The sequence below is a fragment of the Pseudomonas donghuensis genome (genome assembly GCF_000696345.2).
Lineage (GTDB): Bacteria > Pseudomonadota > Gammaproteobacteria > Pseudomonadales > Pseudomonadaceae > Aquipseudomonas > Aquipseudomonas donghuensis.
The window spans coordinates 3,902,546-3,918,248 of the sequence record NZ_CP071706.1 but is presented as its reverse complement, the minus strand read 5'-3'; the positions used below and the strand labels follow the sequence as shown (position 1 = coordinate 3,918,248).

At 65.1% G+C, this 15,703-nt stretch carries 14 protein-coding genes and 1 pseudogene; 12 read left to right on the top strand and 3 right to left on the bottom strand.

What is annotated here, in order from left to right:
• Positions 1 to 161: 161 nt before the first annotated feature.
• Complete coding sequence (locus tag BV82_RS18225) at positions 162 to 476, bottom strand: helix-turn-helix domain-containing protein (protein WP_010222571.1); 315 nt, start codon at positions 474 to 476, stop codon at positions 162 to 164.
• Between the two features lie 278 nt (positions 477 to 754).
• Between BV82_RS18225 and BV82_RS26760 the strand changes: the two are divergent.
• The 9 genes and pseudogenes from BV82_RS26760 to BV82_RS18185 all read left to right on the top strand — a co-directional run.
• Positions 755 to 1,021 (top strand): annotated as a pseudogene (locus BV82_RS26760) (PAS domain-containing protein); the annotation flags it as partial.
• Positions 1,022 to 1,198: 177 nt separating this feature from the next.
• Positions 1,199 to 2,308: a methyl-accepting chemotaxis protein gene (locus tag BV82_RS18220; RefSeq protein ID WP_414867358.1), complete on the top strand. Its 1,110-nt coding sequence runs from the start codon at positions 1,199 to 1,201 to the stop codon at positions 2,306 to 2,308.
• 22 nt (positions 2,309 to 2,330) lie between these two features.
• Positions 2,331 to 4,019, top strand: a complete 1,689-nt coding sequence (locus BV82_RS18215; RefSeq protein ID WP_036996388.1) for a putative bifunctional diguanylate cyclase/phosphodiesterase — start codon at positions 2,331 to 2,333, stop codon at positions 4,017 to 4,019.
• Between the two features lie 240 nt (positions 4,020 to 4,259).
• Positions 4,260 to 4,349 carry a K(+)-transporting ATPase subunit F gene (gene kdpF / locus BV82_RS18210; protein WP_036996387.1) on the top strand — a complete coding sequence of 30 codons (90 nt, stop codon included), beginning with the start codon at positions 4,260 to 4,262 and terminating at the stop codon, positions 4,347 to 4,349.
• Between the two features lie 8 nt (positions 4,350 to 4,357).
• Positions 4,358 to 6,052, top strand: a complete 1,695-nt coding sequence (gene kdpA, locus BV82_RS18205; RefSeq protein ID WP_036996385.1) for a potassium-transporting ATPase subunit KdpA — start codon at positions 4,358 to 4,360, stop codon at positions 6,050 to 6,052.
• 10 nt (positions 6,053 to 6,062) lie between these two features.
• A complete protein-coding gene (kdpB, locus tag BV82_RS18200) occupies positions 6,063 to 8,117 on the top strand; it encodes a potassium-transporting ATPase subunit KdpB (RefSeq protein WP_010222567.1) in 2,055 nt (684 codons plus the stop codon).
• A gap of 15 nt (positions 8,118 to 8,132) precedes the next feature.
• A complete protein-coding gene (kdpC, locus tag BV82_RS18195) occupies positions 8,133 to 8,693 on the top strand; it encodes a potassium-transporting ATPase subunit KdpC (protein ID WP_010222566.1) in 561 nt (186 codons plus the stop codon).
• A gap of 15 nt (positions 8,694 to 8,708) precedes the next feature.
• Entirely contained in the window at positions 8,709 to 11,363 is a 2,655-nt protein-coding gene (locus BV82_RS18190) for a sensor histidine kinase (protein WP_010222565.1), read from the top strand.
• On the top strand, positions 11,360 to 12,058 hold the full coding sequence (locus BV82_RS18185) for a response regulator (RefSeq protein ID WP_036996383.1): 699 nt from the start codon (positions 11,360 to 11,362) through the stop codon (positions 12,056 to 12,058). The genes BV82_RS18190 and BV82_RS18185 overlap by 4 nt, the downstream gene beginning before the upstream one ends.
• Positions 12,059 to 12,131: 73 nt before the next feature.
• On the opposite strand, the gene BV82_RS18180 is transcribed toward BV82_RS18185, so the two are convergent.
• The gene (locus BV82_RS18180) at positions 12,132 to 13,172 is read right to left on the bottom strand and encodes a patatin-like phospholipase family protein (RefSeq protein WP_159388946.1); all 1,041 of its coding nucleotides are present in this window, start codon (positions 13,170 to 13,172) and stop codon (positions 12,132 to 12,134) included.
• A gap of 158 nt (positions 13,173 to 13,330) precedes the next feature.
• On the opposite strand from BV82_RS18180, the gene BV82_RS18175 reads away from it, so the two are divergent.
• The 3 genes from BV82_RS18175 (at position 13,331) to BV82_RS18165 (ending at position 15,277) form a co-directional block, all read left to right on the top strand.
• Positions 13,331 to 13,609, top strand: a complete 279-nt coding sequence (locus BV82_RS18175; protein ID WP_010222562.1) for a hypothetical protein — start codon at positions 13,331 to 13,333, stop codon at positions 13,607 to 13,609.
• 14 nt (positions 13,610 to 13,623) lie between these two features.
• A complete protein-coding gene (locus BV82_RS18170; RefSeq protein ID WP_010222561.1) occupies positions 13,624 to 14,394 on the top strand; it encodes a CHAD domain-containing protein in 771 nt (256 codons plus the stop codon).
• An 82-nt stretch (positions 14,395 to 14,476) separates the two neighbouring features.
• Positions 14,477 to 15,277 (top strand): acyl-CoA thioesterase, encoded by an 801-nt coding sequence (locus BV82_RS18165; RefSeq protein WP_036996371.1) that lies wholly within the window; start codon positions 14,477 to 14,479, stop codon positions 15,275 to 15,277.
• On the opposite strand, the gene BV82_RS18160 is transcribed toward BV82_RS18165, so the two are convergent.
• Positions 15,274 to 15,636 (bottom strand): Mpo1-like protein, encoded by a 363-nt coding sequence (locus tag BV82_RS18160; RefSeq protein ID WP_010222559.1) that lies wholly within the window; start codon positions 15,634 to 15,636, stop codon positions 15,274 to 15,276. The two genes, BV82_RS18165 and BV82_RS18160, sit on opposite strands and share 4 nt — an antisense overlap.
• Positions 15,637 to 15,703 lie beyond the last annotated feature (67 nt).

The following is a 15,703-nucleotide window of genomic DNA, read 5'->3' as shown; positions in this document are numbered from 1 at the left end:
ATTCGGTGTGGCGCCGCTGCTGGCAGCGGCGCCACAGCAAATGGATAAGCTCGCAGCCGGAACAAGCCAAGCCAAGCCAAGGATCCTAGCCCCCCAGGATTCCGTGAAGAACCAAAAAAAAGCGGCAGGTTCAACCTGCCGCTTTTTCCGTGTTGCCGGGACTAAGGCTTGGACAAGGCCAGGTCTACCGCCGCGATCAGCTTTCCCAGGTCCTGGGAAGGGGCCTTATGGATGACGCCGAAGAGGTAGGCACGTTGCTCATCTTCGTCGTCCTCGTCTGCGAAGAAGGCTTTGAGTTTGATCCCCAGCGCCTCGGAGAAGGTCGACAGGGCTTCCACGCTGGGGGTGTAGGTGCCGGTTTCGAAGCGACTGATGGTCTTGGGGTCAAAACCGGTTTTCTCGCCAAGTTCAGCCTGAGTGAGCCCGGCTACCTTGCGGTAACGTCTGATGGCCGAACCCAAACTTGAATTTGTCATCGCTTAATTCCCATTTAGAATCAAGAACTTAACGATATCTATGCGCATTAGGCAACGCCACGATTCATCACCTTTATTTGCATAATGTGATGTAATTCGTAGAATTACCGGTTTGGACAGGCCAAAAGCCATCGAGTTTCAACCGGGGGCAGCAGGCTGAGAGTATTCAGCAAAGCACCTCGGCAGAAGGCTGATCTCGATGTCGGACGAATGGTTCGTGCGCTGCACAGGACAACCTGGCAGACCACAGCAAATGGAGTTTTATCGTGCGTCTCAACATGCCGGTCACCTCGGTCGAACAGACTTTCGGCGAGGACCAGCGGCTTATTTCCGCTACCGACACCGCCAGTAATATCACCTACTGCAACGCCGAATTCGCCGCCATGAGCGGTTTCAGCCAGGCCGAGCTGATCGGCAGCCCGCACAATCTGGTCCGCCACCCGGACATGCCGCCAGCGGTGTTCGCGCTGATGTGGCAGTACCTCAAGGCTGGCCAGAGCTGGATGGGGATCGTCAAGAACCGCTGCAAGAACGGTAACTTCTACTGGGTCAGCGCCTATGTCACGCCGATCCTCGAAGACGGCCACCTGGTCGGCTACGAATCGGTGCGGGTCAAGCCGACCCGCGAGCAGGTGCGCCGGGCCGAGGAACTGTATGCGCGGTTGCGTGAAGGCAAGCCTGCGGTGTCGGCCGGCCGCCGCCTGGCCCAACTGAGCCAGGTGATGAGCCTGCCATTGGCGGCCGGTGCAGTGGCGGTGGCCGCCAACCAGGCGCTGCCGGGCTGGCCGGGCCAGGGCATTACCCTTGGCCTGTTCGGGCTGATCGGCCTTTGGGCCCACAGCCGCTTGGGCCGCCAGCTTGGGCAGATCGTGGCGTGCTCGAATCACACCTTTGCCGACCCGATCAGCGCCCTGACCTACAGCGATCAACTGGGCTCGGCAGCACAATTGCAGATGATCCTGATCAGCGAAGAAGCGCGGCTCAAGACCGCGCTCACCCGCCTGAGCGACCTGGCCACGCAGATGGCCGAAGCCGCCAGCGACTCCAGTCGTCTGTCCAGGAACACCGAAACCGCGTTGCTGGAACAGCGCGCGGAAACCGACATGACCGCCACCGCCATGACCGAAATGGCTGCGTCCATCGGCGAGGTGGCCGAGCATGTGCAGCAAACCGCAGTCCAGGCGCAGACCGCCAACCAACTGGCCGAGCAGGGCAGCCAGGTCGCTGGCACCAGCCGCGAGGCCATCCAGTTGCTGGCCAATACCGTCAGCCAGATCAACCAGGCGGTCACCCACCTGGCCGGGCAGACCCAGGACATCATGCTCGCCGCTGAAGTGATCCGCGCGATTGCCGAGCAAACCAACCTGCTGGCGCTCAACGCCGCCATCGAAGCGGCCCGCGCGGGCGAGCAGGGCCGTGGTTTTGCCGTGGTCGCCGACGAGGTTCGCGCCCTGGCGGCCAAGACCCGGCAGTCGACCGTGCAGATCCAGGGCATCATCGAGAACCTGCGCAGCGGTGCCGACGAGGCGGTGAGTATCGCCAGCCTCGGTATCAACGAGGCCGAGCAGGGCGTGGCCCAGGTGCTGGAGGCGCAACGCGCCTTGCAGGGCATTCGTGCCGCCGTCGAGCGCATCAGCGACATGAGCCAGCAGATGGCCGCTGCCTCGCAAGAACAATCCTCGGTGGCCGAAGAAGTCAGCGAGCAGATCAACAACGTTGCCAGCACGGTGCAGGCCACCGCGCGCAACGCCAATGCCGCGGCCAGCCGCGGCGCCGAGCTGCAAAGCATTTCTTCGGGCCTGCGGGCCCTGGTCGAGCGCTTCAACCGCTAGCCACCAGGGCGCAGAGGAATTCATGGACGATAACTACCGCACGGCCGTCGATGCCGCCGCGATCTTTTCCGAAACCGACCTCAGTGGCCGGATCACTTACGTCAACGAGCAGTTCTGCAGCATCTCCGGCTACAGCCGCGAGGAACTGCTTGGGGCCAATCACCGGATCCTAAACTCCGGCCTGCACGGGCCGGAATTTTTCGTCGACATGTGGCGCGCGCTGGTCGCCGGCAGGGTCTGGAAGGGCGAGATCTGCAACCGTGCCAAGGACGGCTCGTTGTACTGGGTCGACAGCACCATGGTGCCGCTGATCGACCCGGCCAGCGGCCAGGTGCGCAAGTACGTTTCGATCCGCTTCGATGTCACCGAGAAGCGCCAGTTGTTGCATACCCTGCAATGGCGCGTGGGCCACGATGTGCTCACCGGCCTGCCCAATCGCGCTTATCTGTCCGACCTGCTCAACCAGGCCCTGGAGTACTCGCGCAACGAGGACATTCCGCTGGCGGTGTGCATGCTCGATCTGGATGGCTTCAAGGCGGTCAACGACGGCTACGGGCATGCCAGCGGCGATCTTCTGCTGGTCGAAGTGGCCACGCGCCTGAAGGGCATCTTGCGCGGCGGCGATGCCGTGGCGCGGTTGTCGGGCGACGAGTTCGTGCTGATCCTGCGCCATGTGCAGAACCCTGCGCATTTGCAGGCGGCGCTCGACCGGGTGCTGATCGCGATAGCAGCGCCGTACCAGATCCGCGACCAGGAGATCCGCGTCAGCGCCAGTATCGGCGTGACCTTGTTCCCTCAGGACAACGAGGACACCGACACCCTGGTGCGCCACGCCGACCAGGCCCTGTACGTGGCCAAGCAGAGTGGGCGCAATCGCTTCCACCTGTTCGACGTGTCGCTCGACCGGGAGGTCAAGGCCACCCACCAGACCGTGGCGCGCCTGCGCCAGGCCTTGTACATGGGCGAGCTGTGCCTGCATTACCAACCCAAGGTCAACATGCACAACGGCGCGGTGATCGGCTTTGAAGCGCTGCTGCGTTGGCAGCACCCGGGCAAGGGGCTGGTGATGCCCGCTGACTTCCTGCCGCAGGTCGAACAGACCGACCTGATCGTCGAGATCGGCGAATGGGTCATCGACCAGGCCATGAACCAGATGCAGCGTTGGCAAGCGCTGGGGTATCAATGGCCGGTCAGCGTCAATATTGCCGCCCGCCATGTGCAGCGTGACGACTTTGTCGAGCGCCTGCAGTTGTCGCTGAACCGTCATCCGGCCGTGGCGCCGGCGATGCTCGACCTGGAGATCGTCGAGTCGGTGGCGATTGAAAATATCCAGCGCGTCAGCCAGTGCCTGGAGGCCTGCCAGCGCCTGGGCGTGCAATTCTCGCTGGATGATTTTGGCACCGGCTATTCGTCGCTCAGTTACCTCAAGCGCCTGCCGACGCGCACCATCAAGATCGACAAGTCGTTCGTCCGCGACATCCTCCACGACCAGGACGACCTGGCCCTGACCCGTGCCGTGATCGGCCTGGCCCGGGCCTTTGGCCGCCAGGTGATTGCCGAGGGCCTGGAGACGGTCGAGCATGGTCAGTTGCTGATGGGCCTGGGTTGCGACATCGCCCAGGGCTACTGCATCGCCCGGCCAATGCCGGCCGAGCAGGTGGTCGACTGGGTTGCCAATTACCAGCAGCCTCTTGAGTGGAGACCCCTGTAGGCGCAGGCCTTCTGTGGGAGCGGGCCTTGCCCCGCGATCGAGCGCGCAGCGGTCGCAACCCAGGCGACGCCGGATCTACTGACAGTACTGGCCTCATCGCGGTGCAAGCCCGCTCCTACAGGTGGGCGGCGTTATTTACGCATTCTTTATGCCCGCCCCGGGCTCTTGGTCTCGTCCCTTTACAGCCACTCTGCCGACAATGACCGTCAGCGGCGCGTGCCGTAAGGACGGAGAGTTTTCATGAGCATTCTGGACGGGGTGTCACTGCTGTTGGCAGTGGCCTTGATGATCTACCTGCTGGTCGCGCTGCTGCGCGCCGATCGGGGCTAGGAGCGACCATGCACAGTTACGATTACGTGTTGCTGCTGGCGTTCTTTGCGCTGGTACTGCTCCCGGCACCCTTGCTCGGGCGTTTCTATTTCAAGGTGATGGAGGGCCAGCGTACCTGGCTGTCGACACTGCTCGGGCCGCTCGAGCGTGGCTGCTACCGGCTGGCCGGGGTCGACGCGAACAAGGAGCAGAGCTGGCAGCAATACACTCTGGCCCTGCTGGCCTTCAACCTCGCCGGCTTCGTGTTGGTGTTCACGGTGCTGCAGTTGCAAGGCTACCTGCCGCTCAACCCGCAGCACCTGGCGGGGCAGGAGTGGTCGCTGGCATTCAACACCGCGGTGAGCTTTGTCACCAACACCAACTGGCAGTCCTACAGCGGTGAGGCTTCGGTCAGTTACCTGAGCCAGATGCTCGGCCTGACCGTGCAGAACTTTGTCAGCGCCGCCACCGGCCTGGCGGTGCTGGTCGCGCTGTGCCGCGGCATCGCCCGTCGCTCGGCCAAGACCCTGGGCAACTTCTGGGTCGACATGACCCGCGCCACGATTTACGGCCTGTTGCCGCTGTGCCTGGTGCTGGCCTTGCTGCTGGTATGGCAGGGCGTGCCGCAGACCTTCGCCGATTACGTGCATGCACTGACCTTGCAGGGCGCCGACCAGACCATCCCGCTGGGCCCGGCCGCCAGCCAGATCGCGATCAAGCAACTGGGCACCAACGGCGGCGGCTTCTTCGGCGTCAACTCGGCGCACCCGTTCGAGAACCCGACGGCCTGGAGCAACCTGTTCGAGGTGGCTTCGATCATCCTCATCCCGGTGGCCCTGGTGTTCACCTTTGGCCATTACGTCAAGGACATGCGCCAGAGCCGGGCGATCATCGCCGGCATGCTCGCGTTGTTCTTGATCGGTGGCGGCACCGCGCTGTGGAGCGAGCACCAGGCCAACCCGGCGCTGAGCAGCCCGCTGGTTGAACAGAGCGCGCCGCTGGAAGGCAAGGAAAGCCGTTTCGGCACCACTGCCAGCGTGCTCTGGACGGTGACTACCACCGCCGCCTCCAACGGTTCGGTGAACAACATGCACGACAGCCTCAACCCGCTCAGTGGCATGGTTGCGCTGGTCAACATGATGGTCGGCGAGGTGATCTTCGGCGGCGTTGGTGCCGGGCTCTACGGCATGCTGCTCAACGTGTTGGTCGCCGTGTTCCTCGCCGGCCTGATGATTGGCCGCACCCCGGAATACCTGGGCAAGAAACTGCAGGCGCGGGAAGTGCAATTGCTGGTGGCGACCTTGCTGGTGATGCCGGTCGGCGTGCTGGTGCTCGGCGCCCTGGCAGCCAGCCTGCCGGGACCTGCGGCAGCGATCAGCAACCCCGGTGCCCATGGCTTCAGCCAACTGCTGTATGCCTACACCTCGGCCAGCGCCAACAACGGTTCGGCATTCGCCGGCCTGGGTGCCAACACCACCTTCCACAACGTGATGATCGGCCTGGGCATGCTGATCGGCCGCTTCGGCTACATCCTGCCGGTGCTGGCCCTGGCTGGCAGCCTGGCACTGAAAAAGTCCGCACCGGTGGGGCAGAACAGCTTCCCGACCCACGGCTCGCTGTTCGTCACCTTGCTGGTGGTGACCATCCTGCTGGTCGGTGGCCTGACCTTCCTGCCGGCCCTGGCCCTGGGGCCGGTGACCGAATACCTGAGCCTGGGCTTGTGAGGAACAACTGATGAATATGCCGATTCCCGAAGTAAAGGTGCAGGCCGCCGAAGCTGCGCGCACCACCGTTGCCGCCCTGTGGCGCCCGGCGCTGGTACAGGCCTTCGTCAAGCTCGACCCGCGCCAGCTCAAGCGCTCGCCGGTGATGCTGGTGGTGGAACTGACCGCGATCTTCACCACCTTGCTGTGTTTGCTGCCTGACAGCCGCGTGCCCACTGGCGTGGCGTTGCAGATCGCCCTGTGGCTGTGGTTCACGGTGCTGTTTGCCAACTTCGCCGAAGCCCTCGCCGAGGGCCGTGGCAAGGCCCGCGCCGACAGCCTCAAGGCCGGCAGCCAGGGCCTCAGTGCCCGTCGCCGTACGGCCTCGGGCAGCTTCGAGATTGTCCCGGCCACCAGCCTGCGCAAGGGTGATGTGGTCAAGGTCTCGGCCGGGGAGATGATCCCTGGCGACGGCGAGGTGCTTGAAGGTATCGCCGCGGTCAACGAGGCGGCGATTACCGGTGAATCCGCGCCGGTAATCCGCGAGTCCGGCGGTGATCGTTCGGCGGTCACCGGCAACACCCGGCTGGTCTCCGACTGGTTGCTGATCAGCATCACCAGCAACCCCGGCGAGTCGACCCTGGACCGCATGATCGCCCTGGTCGAAGGCGCCAAACGGCAGAAGACTCCCAACGAGATCGCCCTGGACATCCTGCTGATCGGCCTGACCCTGATCTTTCTGGTGGTCGTGGTGACCCTGCAGCCGTTCGCCCATTTTGCCGGTGGCAGCATCCCGCTGGTGTTCCTGGTGGCGCTGCTGGTGACCTTGATCCCGACCACCATCGGCGGCCTGTTGTCGGCCATCGGTATCGCGGGCATGGACCGCCTGGTGCGCCTGAATGTGATCGCCCGCTCCGGTCGTGCGGTAGAGGCTGCCGGTGATGTGCATGTGCTGATGCTCGACAAGACCGGCACCATCACCTTCGGCAACCGCCGCTGCAGCGCCCTGCATGCGGCGCCCGGCGTTACCGCGCGGGAGTTGGGCGAGGGCGCCTTGCTGGCGTCGCTGGCCGACGACACTGCCGAAGGCAAGTCGATTGTCGAGTACCTGCGCCAGTTGCATGATTTCACCGAACCGACTGCCGATCAGCTCACGCCCGTGGCCTTCAGCGCCGAAACCCGGCTGTCCGGCATCGACTATCAGCAACGTCGCTATCGCAAGGGCGCGGTGGACTCGGTGCTGGCCTTCGTCGGCATGCAACGCCTGGAAATGCCGGCGTCATTGGCCCGGGAAGTGGACAAGATTGCCCAGAGCGGTGGCACGCCGCTGCTGGTGTGCCTCGACAAGCGCCTGCTCGGCGTGATCCACCTCAAGGACGTGGTCAAGCCGGGCATCCGCGAGCGCTTTGCCGAGCTGCGCAAGCTGGGCATCCGCACGGTGATGGTCACCGGCGACAACCCGCTGACCGCTGCGGCGATTGCCGCCGAAGCCGGGGTCGATGACGTGCTCGCCGAAGCCACCCCGGAGAAGAAGCTGGCGCGCATCCGCCAGGAACAGAACGACGGCCGTCTGGTGGCCATGTGCGGTGACGGCGCCAACGATGCCCCGGCGCTGGCCCAGGCCGATGTCGGCATGGCCATGAACGACGGCACCCAGGCAGCCCGCGAGGCAGCCAACATGGTCGACCTGGACAGCGACCCGACCAAGCTGCTGGATGTGGTCCAGGTCGGCAAGGAGTTGCTGGTGACCCGTGGTGCGTTGACCACCTTCTCGATTGCCAACGACGTAGCCAAGTACTTCGCCATCCTCCCGGCCTTGTTCGCGGCGATCTACCCGCAACTGGGCGTGCTCAACCTGATGCACCTGAGCAGCCCGCAGAGTGCGATCCTCTCGGCAATCGTCTTCAATGCCCTGATCATCGTCGTGCTGATCCCGCTGGCCCTGCGCGGGGTGCGGGTGCAGGCCGCCAGCGCCGCCCACCTGCTGCGTCGCAACCTGCTGATCTATGGCCTGGGCGGGCTGATCGTGCCGTTCGCCGGGATCAAGCTGATCGACCTGTTGCTCACCGCCCTGAAGCTGGTCTGAACCAAGGAGATGACCATGACTACCCATATTCGTCCGGCCCTGAGCCTGATCCTGTTGATGACCCTGATCACCGGCGCGGTGTACCCGCTGGTGGTCACCGGCATCGCCCAAGTGGCCTTCCCCGACCAGGCCAATGGCAGCCTGCTGCGCGACGGGCAGGGCCAGGTGCGCGGCTCGCAGTTGATCGCGCAACGCTTCGAGGGCGACGCCTGGTTCCAGTCGCGGCCTTCGGCGGGCGACTACGCCACGGTAGCCAGTAGCGCCAGCAACCTGGCACCGAGCAATCCGGCGTTGGCCGAGCGGGTCAAGAGCAGCGCCGCGCAGCTGTACATCGAAGCGCAGGGGCCCGTGCCGCTGGCCTTGCTGACCACCTCCGGCAGCGGCCTGGACCCGCACCTGTCGCCTGCGGCGGTGGCCTACCAGCTGCCGCGGGTGGCGGCGGCGCGCAAGGTTGCGCCCGAGGCCTTGCAACTGCTGGTCGAGCAGTCCACCCTGCATCCCTTGATCGGCCCGCCGGTGGTCAATGTGCTGGCCCTGAACAGCGCCCTTGAGCGGCTGGCACCGGCGTCGAAATAAGGACAGGCAGTGAGCATGAGCAATTCCGAACGCGCAGATGCGTTGTTGGCTGGGCTGCCGCGCGAAGGGCGCGGCCGGCTCAAGGTGTTTCTGGGCGCGGCGCCCGGGGTAGGCAAGACCTACGCCATGCTCCAGGCCGCCCATGCCCAGTTGCGCCAGGGGGTGGCGCTGCTGGCCGCAGTGGTCGAGACCCATGGCCGCGCCGAGACCGAAGCGCTGCTCGGCGGCTTGCCCCAGCAGCCACTGCTGCGCAGCGAATACCGCGGCATGCTGCTGGAAGAAATGGACCTCGACAGCCTGCTCAAGGCCCGCCCGCAACTGGTGCTGGTCGACGAGCTGGCCCACAGTAACGCTCCTGGCAGCCGCCACGCCAAGCGCTGGCAGGATGTCCAGGAGTTGCTCGCCGCCGGCATCGACGTCTACACCACGGTCAACGTCCAGCACCTGGAAAGCCTCAACGACCAGGTGCGCGGCATCACGGGCGTGCAGGTGCGTGAAACCCTGCCGGACTGGGTGCTGCAGGAAGCCTTCGAACTGGTGCTGATCGACCTGCCGCCGCGCGAGCTGCTTGAGCGCCTGCGCGAAGGCAAGGTGTATGTGCCGGAGCAGGCGCGGGCGGCGATCGATGCGTTTTTTTCCCAAACCAACCTGACCGCCTTGCGCGAGTTGGCCATGCAGACAGCGGCGGCCCAGGTCGATGCGGACCTGGCCCACGGTTACCGCCAGCTTGGCCAGGACGCCCCGGCCTTGCGCGGTCGCTTGCTGGTCGGCGTCGATGGCGATGCCCAGGCCGAGCGCCTGGTGCGGCATGCCAGCCGTGTCGCCCAGCGCCGCCATCTGCCTTGGACCCTGGTGCACGTCGACAACGGCCGGCTGCGCGACGAAACCGCACGTCAGCGCTTGCAGGCGGCCCAGCAACTGGCCGAACGCCTGGGTGGCGAAGTGGTGCTGTTGCGCGCCGGCGAGGTGGCCAGGACCCTGATCCAGCATGCCCTGGAACGGCGCGCGAGCCTGGTGCTGGTCGGCCAGTCACGCGATCGCCTGCGCCGGCGGCTGTTCGGCGCCGGGGTGGCGACGCGCTTGCTGCGTGATGCCCATGGCCTGGAAATCAACGTGCTCGACCGCGACACCCAGCCCGAACCGCCCAGTGCAGCGGTGAAAAAGGTCTGGGTCTGGCGCCATTACCTGTTGGCCCTGGCCGCCACCCTGTTGGCGTCCGGCCTGGCCTGGGCGGTGGCCAGCGTGCTGGCCTTGCCGAACATCTCCCTGGTGTTTCTCGCCGCGGTGTTGCTGGTGGCGGTACGCAGTAGCCTGGGCCCGGCGCTGGCCTGTGCGGTGATGTCGTTCCTGGCCTACGACTTTTTGTTCATTCCGCCGACGTTCTCTTTCAGCATCCAACGTGAAGAAGACGTACTGACCTCGCTGTTCTTCCTGTTGATGGCAGCGCTCACCGGTAACCTCGCCGCACGCCAGCGCCGGCAGTTGCAGGCCCTGCGCGAAACCCAGGAGCAGACCAGCCAGTTGCTTGAGCTGTCGCGCAAGCTCACCGCCGCCACCGACCGCCAGGCGGTGTTCACCGCCGCCGGCCAACACCTGGATGGCTGGCAGGACCTGCAGGTGTGCCTGCTCGAACGCGATGCCGAGGGTCGACTGCAGGTGGCCAGTGGCGGCGACCTGCAGTTCAGCGACAATGAGCGTGCCGCCGCCGACTGGGCCTGGCAGCACGACCAGGCGGCGGGCCAGGGCAGCGATACCTTGCCCAATGGCCGCTGGTGGTGGTGGCCGCTGTCGGTGGACGAGGCACGCCTGGCGCTGCTCGGCGTGCGACCGCGCAAGGGCCAGCAACTGACGGCCCAGCATTGCCGCCTGCTCAAGGCCCTGAGCCAGCCGCTGGCCCAGGCCCTGGCCCGGGCGCGATTGGCCGAGCAGCTTGAGTCGGCCCGTTTGCATGGCGAAACCGAACAGCTGCGCAGCGCCTTGCTGGCCTCGGTGTCCCACGACCTGCGCACGCCGCTGACCGCCATGCGCGGCAGCATCGACAGCCTGCTGGCCCTCGGTGAGGCGATCCCCAAGGCCGATCGCCAGGAGTTGCTCGAAGGCACCCGCAACGAAGCCGAACGCCTGGATCGCTACATCCAGAACCTGCTCGACATGACCCGCCTGGGCCATGGCGGCTTGAAGCTGGCGCGCGACTGGGTGGCGCCCACCGACATTGTCGGCAGTGCCCTGAACCGCCTGCGGGTGGTGCTGGCGCCGTTGCAACTGCGCACCGAGGTGCCGGCCGACTTGCCGTTGTTGTTCGTTCACGCCGCGTTGATCGAGCAGGCGCTGATCAATGTGCTGGAGAACGCTGCACGTTTTTCTCCGGCGGCTGGGCGGCTGGCGCTTCAGGTCAGCACTGAGGGCGAGTTGTTGTGCTTTGCCGTCAGCGATGAAGGGCCGGGTATTCCCGAGGCCGATCGCGAGCGGATTTTCGACATGTTCTACACCGCTGCCCGCGGTGACCGGGGCGGGCAGGGCACGGGGCTGGGCCTGGCGATCTGCCAGGGCATGATCGGCGCCCATGGCGGGCATATCCGCGTGGGCGATGGTATCGATGGCAAGGGCACCTGCATCACTCTATGCTTGCCGCTGCCGACCCAACCCGAGCCTGAAAGCGAAGCCCCATGAGCCAAAGCGCGACCCTGCTGGTCATCGATGACGAGCCGCAAATCCGCAAGTTCCTGCGTATCAGCCTGAGTTCCCAGGGCTACAAGGTGGTGGAGGCCGCTACCGGTGCCGAAGGTTTGACCCAGGCGGCATTGGCGCGCCCCGACCTGGTGGTGCTCGATCTTGGCCTGCCGGACATGGACGGCCAGCAGGTGCTGCGTGAACTGCGCGAGTGGAGTGCGGTGCCGGTACTGGTGCTGTCGGTGCGGGCCAGTGAAATCCAGAAGGTCGAGGCGCTGGACAGCGGTGCCAACGACTACGTGACCAAGCCCTTCGGCATCCAGGAGTTTCTTGCCCGGGTGCGGGCCTTGCTGCGCCAGGCGCCGCAGGCGACAGCCACCGTATCGGCGCTGAGCTTCGGGCCCTTGACCGTCGACCTGGCGTTTCGCCGGGTGACCCTGGACGGCATCGAGGTGGCGCTGACCCGCAAGGAATATGCGCTATTGGCGCAGCTGGCCAGCCATCCGGGGCGGGTGATCACCCAGCAGCAACTGCTCAAGGATATCTGGGGGCCGACCCACGTCGATGACAGCCACTACCTGCGCATCGTCGTCGCCCATGTGCGCCAGAAGCTCGGCGATGACCCCACGGCGCCGCGGTTTATCGTGACTGAGCCTGGGGTGGGGTACAGGCTGATCGGTCCGGAGCAGAATTAAGGGCCCTATCGCGGGGCAAGCCCGCTCCCACAGCAAATGTAGGAGCGGGCTTGCCCCGCGATGCTGTTAGCCGTCAACGCCGCTCCGCCTCATAGTTATCCAGCGTATCGCGGGCAATTTCCCGGCCCAGGGCAATCAGCTCCGGCGCCTTGTAGAACTCGAAGAACCGGCACACTCGCTTGGGCACGTTGATCAGCACGTCCGGCGGATACCCGGCAATCTTGTACTGGGCAAGTGACGTCTGCATCACCTCGAAGCTCTGGTTGATCAAGTCCAGCAGGGAGGCAGGCCCGACGTTGTCGATGATGAACGAGCCGGTCGCCGATTTCGGCGCGCCGTCAGCCTCCGGCGCCGCGGCCGGTTGCTGGGCCTCGGGGGCGGCCGCGTCGCTGAGCCAGGGGTTGGGAATCTGCGCCGCCTCAGGTTGCAGCTCCTGCTCGATGCGCATCAATTGCTCGGCCGGTTTGCGCCGGAACGGCAGGTGCGAGCCCAGCGAGTTGATCAGGCTGTCAAAGCGCAACTTGAACGCTGCCGGGCGTTCGATCACCGGTAACTGGTAATGCCTCTGGTTGGTCGAGTTGAGGTTCACGGCGATGATCAGGTCGCAGTGGCTGGAGACCACCGGGATGATCGGCAAAGGGTTGAGGATGCCGCCATCGACCAGCATGCGGTTGCCTTGCACCACCGGCGTGAACAGGCTGGGAATCGCCGCCGAGGCACGCATGGCCTGGTGCAGGCAGCCCTCCTGGAACCAGATTTCCTGCTGGTTGGTCAGGTCGGTGGCGACTGCCGTGTAGGGGATGCGCAGGTCTTCGATATTGACCTCGCCGACGATCTTGCGAATCTGCCCGAAGACTTTCTCACCGCGTATCGCCCCCAGGCGAAAGCTCACGTCCACCAGGCGCAGCACGTCCAGGTAGTCCAGGCTCTCGATCCAGTTGCGGTATTGATCGAGTTTGCCGGCGGCGTAAATACCGCCGATTACCGCACCCATGGAGCACCCGGCGATGCAGGCGATGTCGTAGCCGCGACGCTCGATTTCCTCGATCACGCCGATGTGTGCATAGCCCCGAGCCCCGCCTGAACCCAGAACCAGTGCGACGCGCTTTTTCATGATGCTTCCCCGGTGTTCTGCTTCCATGGTCTAACAATGCGCCCAATTGTGTCTGTGCTTCAATCGTCAGCGGCGCTGCGCTACGCTGAATAGGGCACTTTTCTCACTGTTTGCCGTCGAAGTCGCCACCCTGAACTTTTTCTTTTGAGGAATTGCCGATGAAAGCCTGGATTTGCCTGCCCTTGATTGCCCTGGTCCTGACCGGTTGCGCTGGCAAGACGGCCTACCGCGACAGCTGCGCCAATCAGCTGGACGCGGCCTGGAAGGAGCTCGACCTGGCCAAGGCCGAAGGCTTCGCCGGTACCGTCAGCTACTCCAAGGCGTTGTCGCTGTTGACCGGGGCCAAGACCCAGCAGCAGTTCGAAGCGTTCGAAGGCTGCAGCAGGAAGGCTCAGAAAGCCCGCTTCTACATTCGCGAATCCCGCGCCGGGCGCTGATACAGGAGTAGACCATGTCGTCGGCCATGCTTGACCATGTCATTGCCCAGGTACTGAGCCTGCAGGTGCGTCTGCTGGCGTGCCAGGCACGTCTGGCTGCCGATACCGACAGCGAGGCGCTGCACGACCTGCGCATCGGCGTGCGGCGCTTGCGCAGCCTGCTGCGGCCGCTGCGCGAATTGCCTGGCGTCGACCAGCTGGAAGCGGCTGCCCAGGCGCTGGGTACCCTGACCACACCACTGCGTGACCGTGAGGTGCTGGCCGCGCAGTTGTTCGAGCGACAGCAGACGGCCGCTGCGCAATCGCGCCTGGCGCACCGCAGGCAAACCTTCGCCAATGTCGCCGCCAGCCCCGAGCTGGCGCGCCTGCTGGCAATCGTCGACGCTTTCCCGGTGTTCTTGCGCGCAGCGCAGCGCCAGGGCCTGATCCGGCGCCTGCAACAGCGCATCGACAGACGCCTGGGAAAACAGTGGAAGCAACTGCGTGAGGCCCTTGACGATCCCGCCCACGACCGCCATCGCCTGCGCCTGCTGATCAAGCGGGTGCGCTACGCGGCTGAAGCCTATCCGCAGTTGCAGCACTCCAACCCCCGCCTGCAAAAGGCCCTCAAGCGTGCCCAGGGTGACCTGGGCACCTGGCACGACCTGCTGCAGTGGCTGCTGCAAGCCGAGCAGCAACCCGACCTGGCCCCGTGTGTCAGCCACTGGCAAACGCAGCAGACCATGGCCGAGCAACGCGCCGATGCCACCCTGGAACGCCTGCAGGTGCGGCTTGCGCAGCGATAGCCCGCTGAAATGGCCGAAATGCGTGCTGTAGACCGGCTGCTGTCTGGTTAAGATCAATTTTTTTCTGATCGCTGAGGTCGTCATGAACTTTTCGCAATTGCTCACGGCGGTCCGCCAGCATCCCCAGGCGGTGACCATCGATTCAAGCTGGGCCCAGGGCCGTGCCTGTTTTGGCGGGCTGATGGCTGCCCTGGTGTACGAGGCCATGCTGGCCAAGACTTCGCCGGGGCGTCCAGTGCGTTCCCTGGCCATTACCTTTGTCGGCCCGGCCGAGCCCGAAGTGCCGATCAGCTTCGACGTCGAGCTGCTGCGCGAGGGCAAGGCCGTCAGTTCGCTGTTAGGCCGGGCCACTCAGAACGGTCAAGTGGTGACGCTGATCCAGGGCAGCTTTGGTGCCGGGCGTGACTCGGTCATCGATGTTCCGGCCTTGCCGGCGGTCGAAATGAAAAGCCTGCAGGAGGCCGCGCCCGAGCTGCCTTACATCAAGGGGATCACGCCGGAGTTCATGCGCCACCTGGCCCTGCGCTGGGCGGTGGGCGGCTTGCCGTTCAGCAACACGCCATCGCGCAGCATGGGCGGTTGGGTACGCCTGCGCGGTGACGTCAAGGATGAGCCGGTCAGTGAGGCGCACCTGCTGGCGCTGGTCGATGCCTGGCCGCCGACCTTGTTGCCTTACCTGAGCAAACCGGCGGCGGGCAGCACCCTGACCTGGACCATCGAGTTCGTGCAGCCGGTGCCGAGCCTGAGCACCCTGGACTGGTGCCGGTACTGTGCGCAGATCGACCACGCCCGCGATGGTTACGGGCATGCCTCGGCCGCGCTATGGAGCGCTTCTGGCGAGTTGCTGGCAATCAGTCGCCAGACGGTGTCGGTGTTCGCTTAACGGCGATGACGCTGGCGCCAGGCACGCCACCAGGCACCGCTGAGCACGAAGCGCGGAAAGGTGATGAACTGCTCGACCAGCAGGCGGCCAATGGCATCCTTGCGGTCGGCGAACGGCTCGGGTTGTTCGGCTTCCAGGCGGTGCCCCTGGCGCTGTAGACCGAGCCCGGCGATCAGGGCGATGATGCCCACGGCCAGTTGCCCAAGGTCCAGCGAGAACAGCCCCGAGAGCACCAGCAACACGCCGAGGATGAACAGCGGCACGGCAATCAGGTGCAGCACCAGGTTGGTCGGGTTGCGGTGGTTGTGGTGGTAGCCACGCCATTGCCAGGCGGGCAGGTTGGGCAGGCGTTTACTCATGGAAATGTTCCTCAGGGGCTTGCCTGAAGAATAGTGCGGCCCCGGCAAAGGGGCCAATCGATGGCGG

Excerpts from the sequence above, each read along its gene's own strand:
- BV82_RS18215 (WP_036996388.1), top strand. The coding sequence starts at position 2,331 with ATGGACGATAACTACCGCACGGCCGTCGATGCCGCCGCGATCTTTTCC.
- kdpA (WP_036996385.1), top strand. The coding sequence starts at position 4,358 with ATGCACAGTTACGATTACGTGTTGCTGCTGGCGTTCTTTGCGCTGGTA.
- kdpB (WP_010222567.1), top strand. The coding sequence starts at position 6,063 with ATGAATATGCCGATTCCCGAAGTAAAGGTGCAGGCCGCCGAAGCTGCG.
- BV82_RS18175 (WP_010222562.1), top strand. The coding sequence starts at position 13,331 with ATGAAAGCCTGGATTTGCCTGCCCTTGATTGCCCTGGTCCTGACCGGT.
- kdpF (WP_036996387.1), top strand. The coding sequence starts at position 4,260 with ATGAGCATTCTGGACGGGGTGTCACTGCTGTTGGCAGTGGCCTTGATG.
- BV82_RS18190 (WP_010222565.1), top strand. The coding sequence starts at position 8,709 with ATGAGCAATTCCGAACGCGCAGATGCGTTGTTGGCTGGGCTGCCGCGC.
- BV82_RS18180 (WP_159388946.1), bottom strand. The coding sequence starts at position 13,172 with ATGAAAAAGCGCGTCGCACTGGTTCTGGGTTCAGGCGGGGCTCGGGGC.
- kdpC (WP_010222566.1), top strand. The coding sequence starts at position 8,133 with ATGACTACCCATATTCGTCCGGCCCTGAGCCTGATCCTGTTGATGACC.
- BV82_RS18160 (WP_010222559.1), bottom strand. The coding sequence starts at position 15,636 with ATGAGTAAACGCCTGCCCAACCTGCCCGCCTGGCAATGGCGTGGCTAC.
- BV82_RS18220 (WP_414867358.1), top strand. The coding sequence starts at position 1,199 with ATGAGCCTGCCATTGGCGGCCGGTGCAGTGGCGGTGGCCGCCAACCAG.
- BV82_RS18170 (WP_010222561.1), top strand. The coding sequence starts at position 13,624 with ATGTCGTCGGCCATGCTTGACCATGTCATTGCCCAGGTACTGAGCCTG.
- BV82_RS18225 (WP_010222571.1), bottom strand. The coding sequence starts at position 476 with ATGACAAATTCAAGTTTGGGTTCGGCCATCAGACGTTACCGCAAGGTA.
- BV82_RS18185 (WP_036996383.1), top strand. The coding sequence starts at position 11,360 with ATGAGCCAAAGCGCGACCCTGCTGGTCATCGATGACGAGCCGCAAATC.
- BV82_RS18165 (WP_036996371.1), top strand. The coding sequence starts at position 14,477 with ATGAACTTTTCGCAATTGCTCACGGCGGTCCGCCAGCATCCCCAGGCG.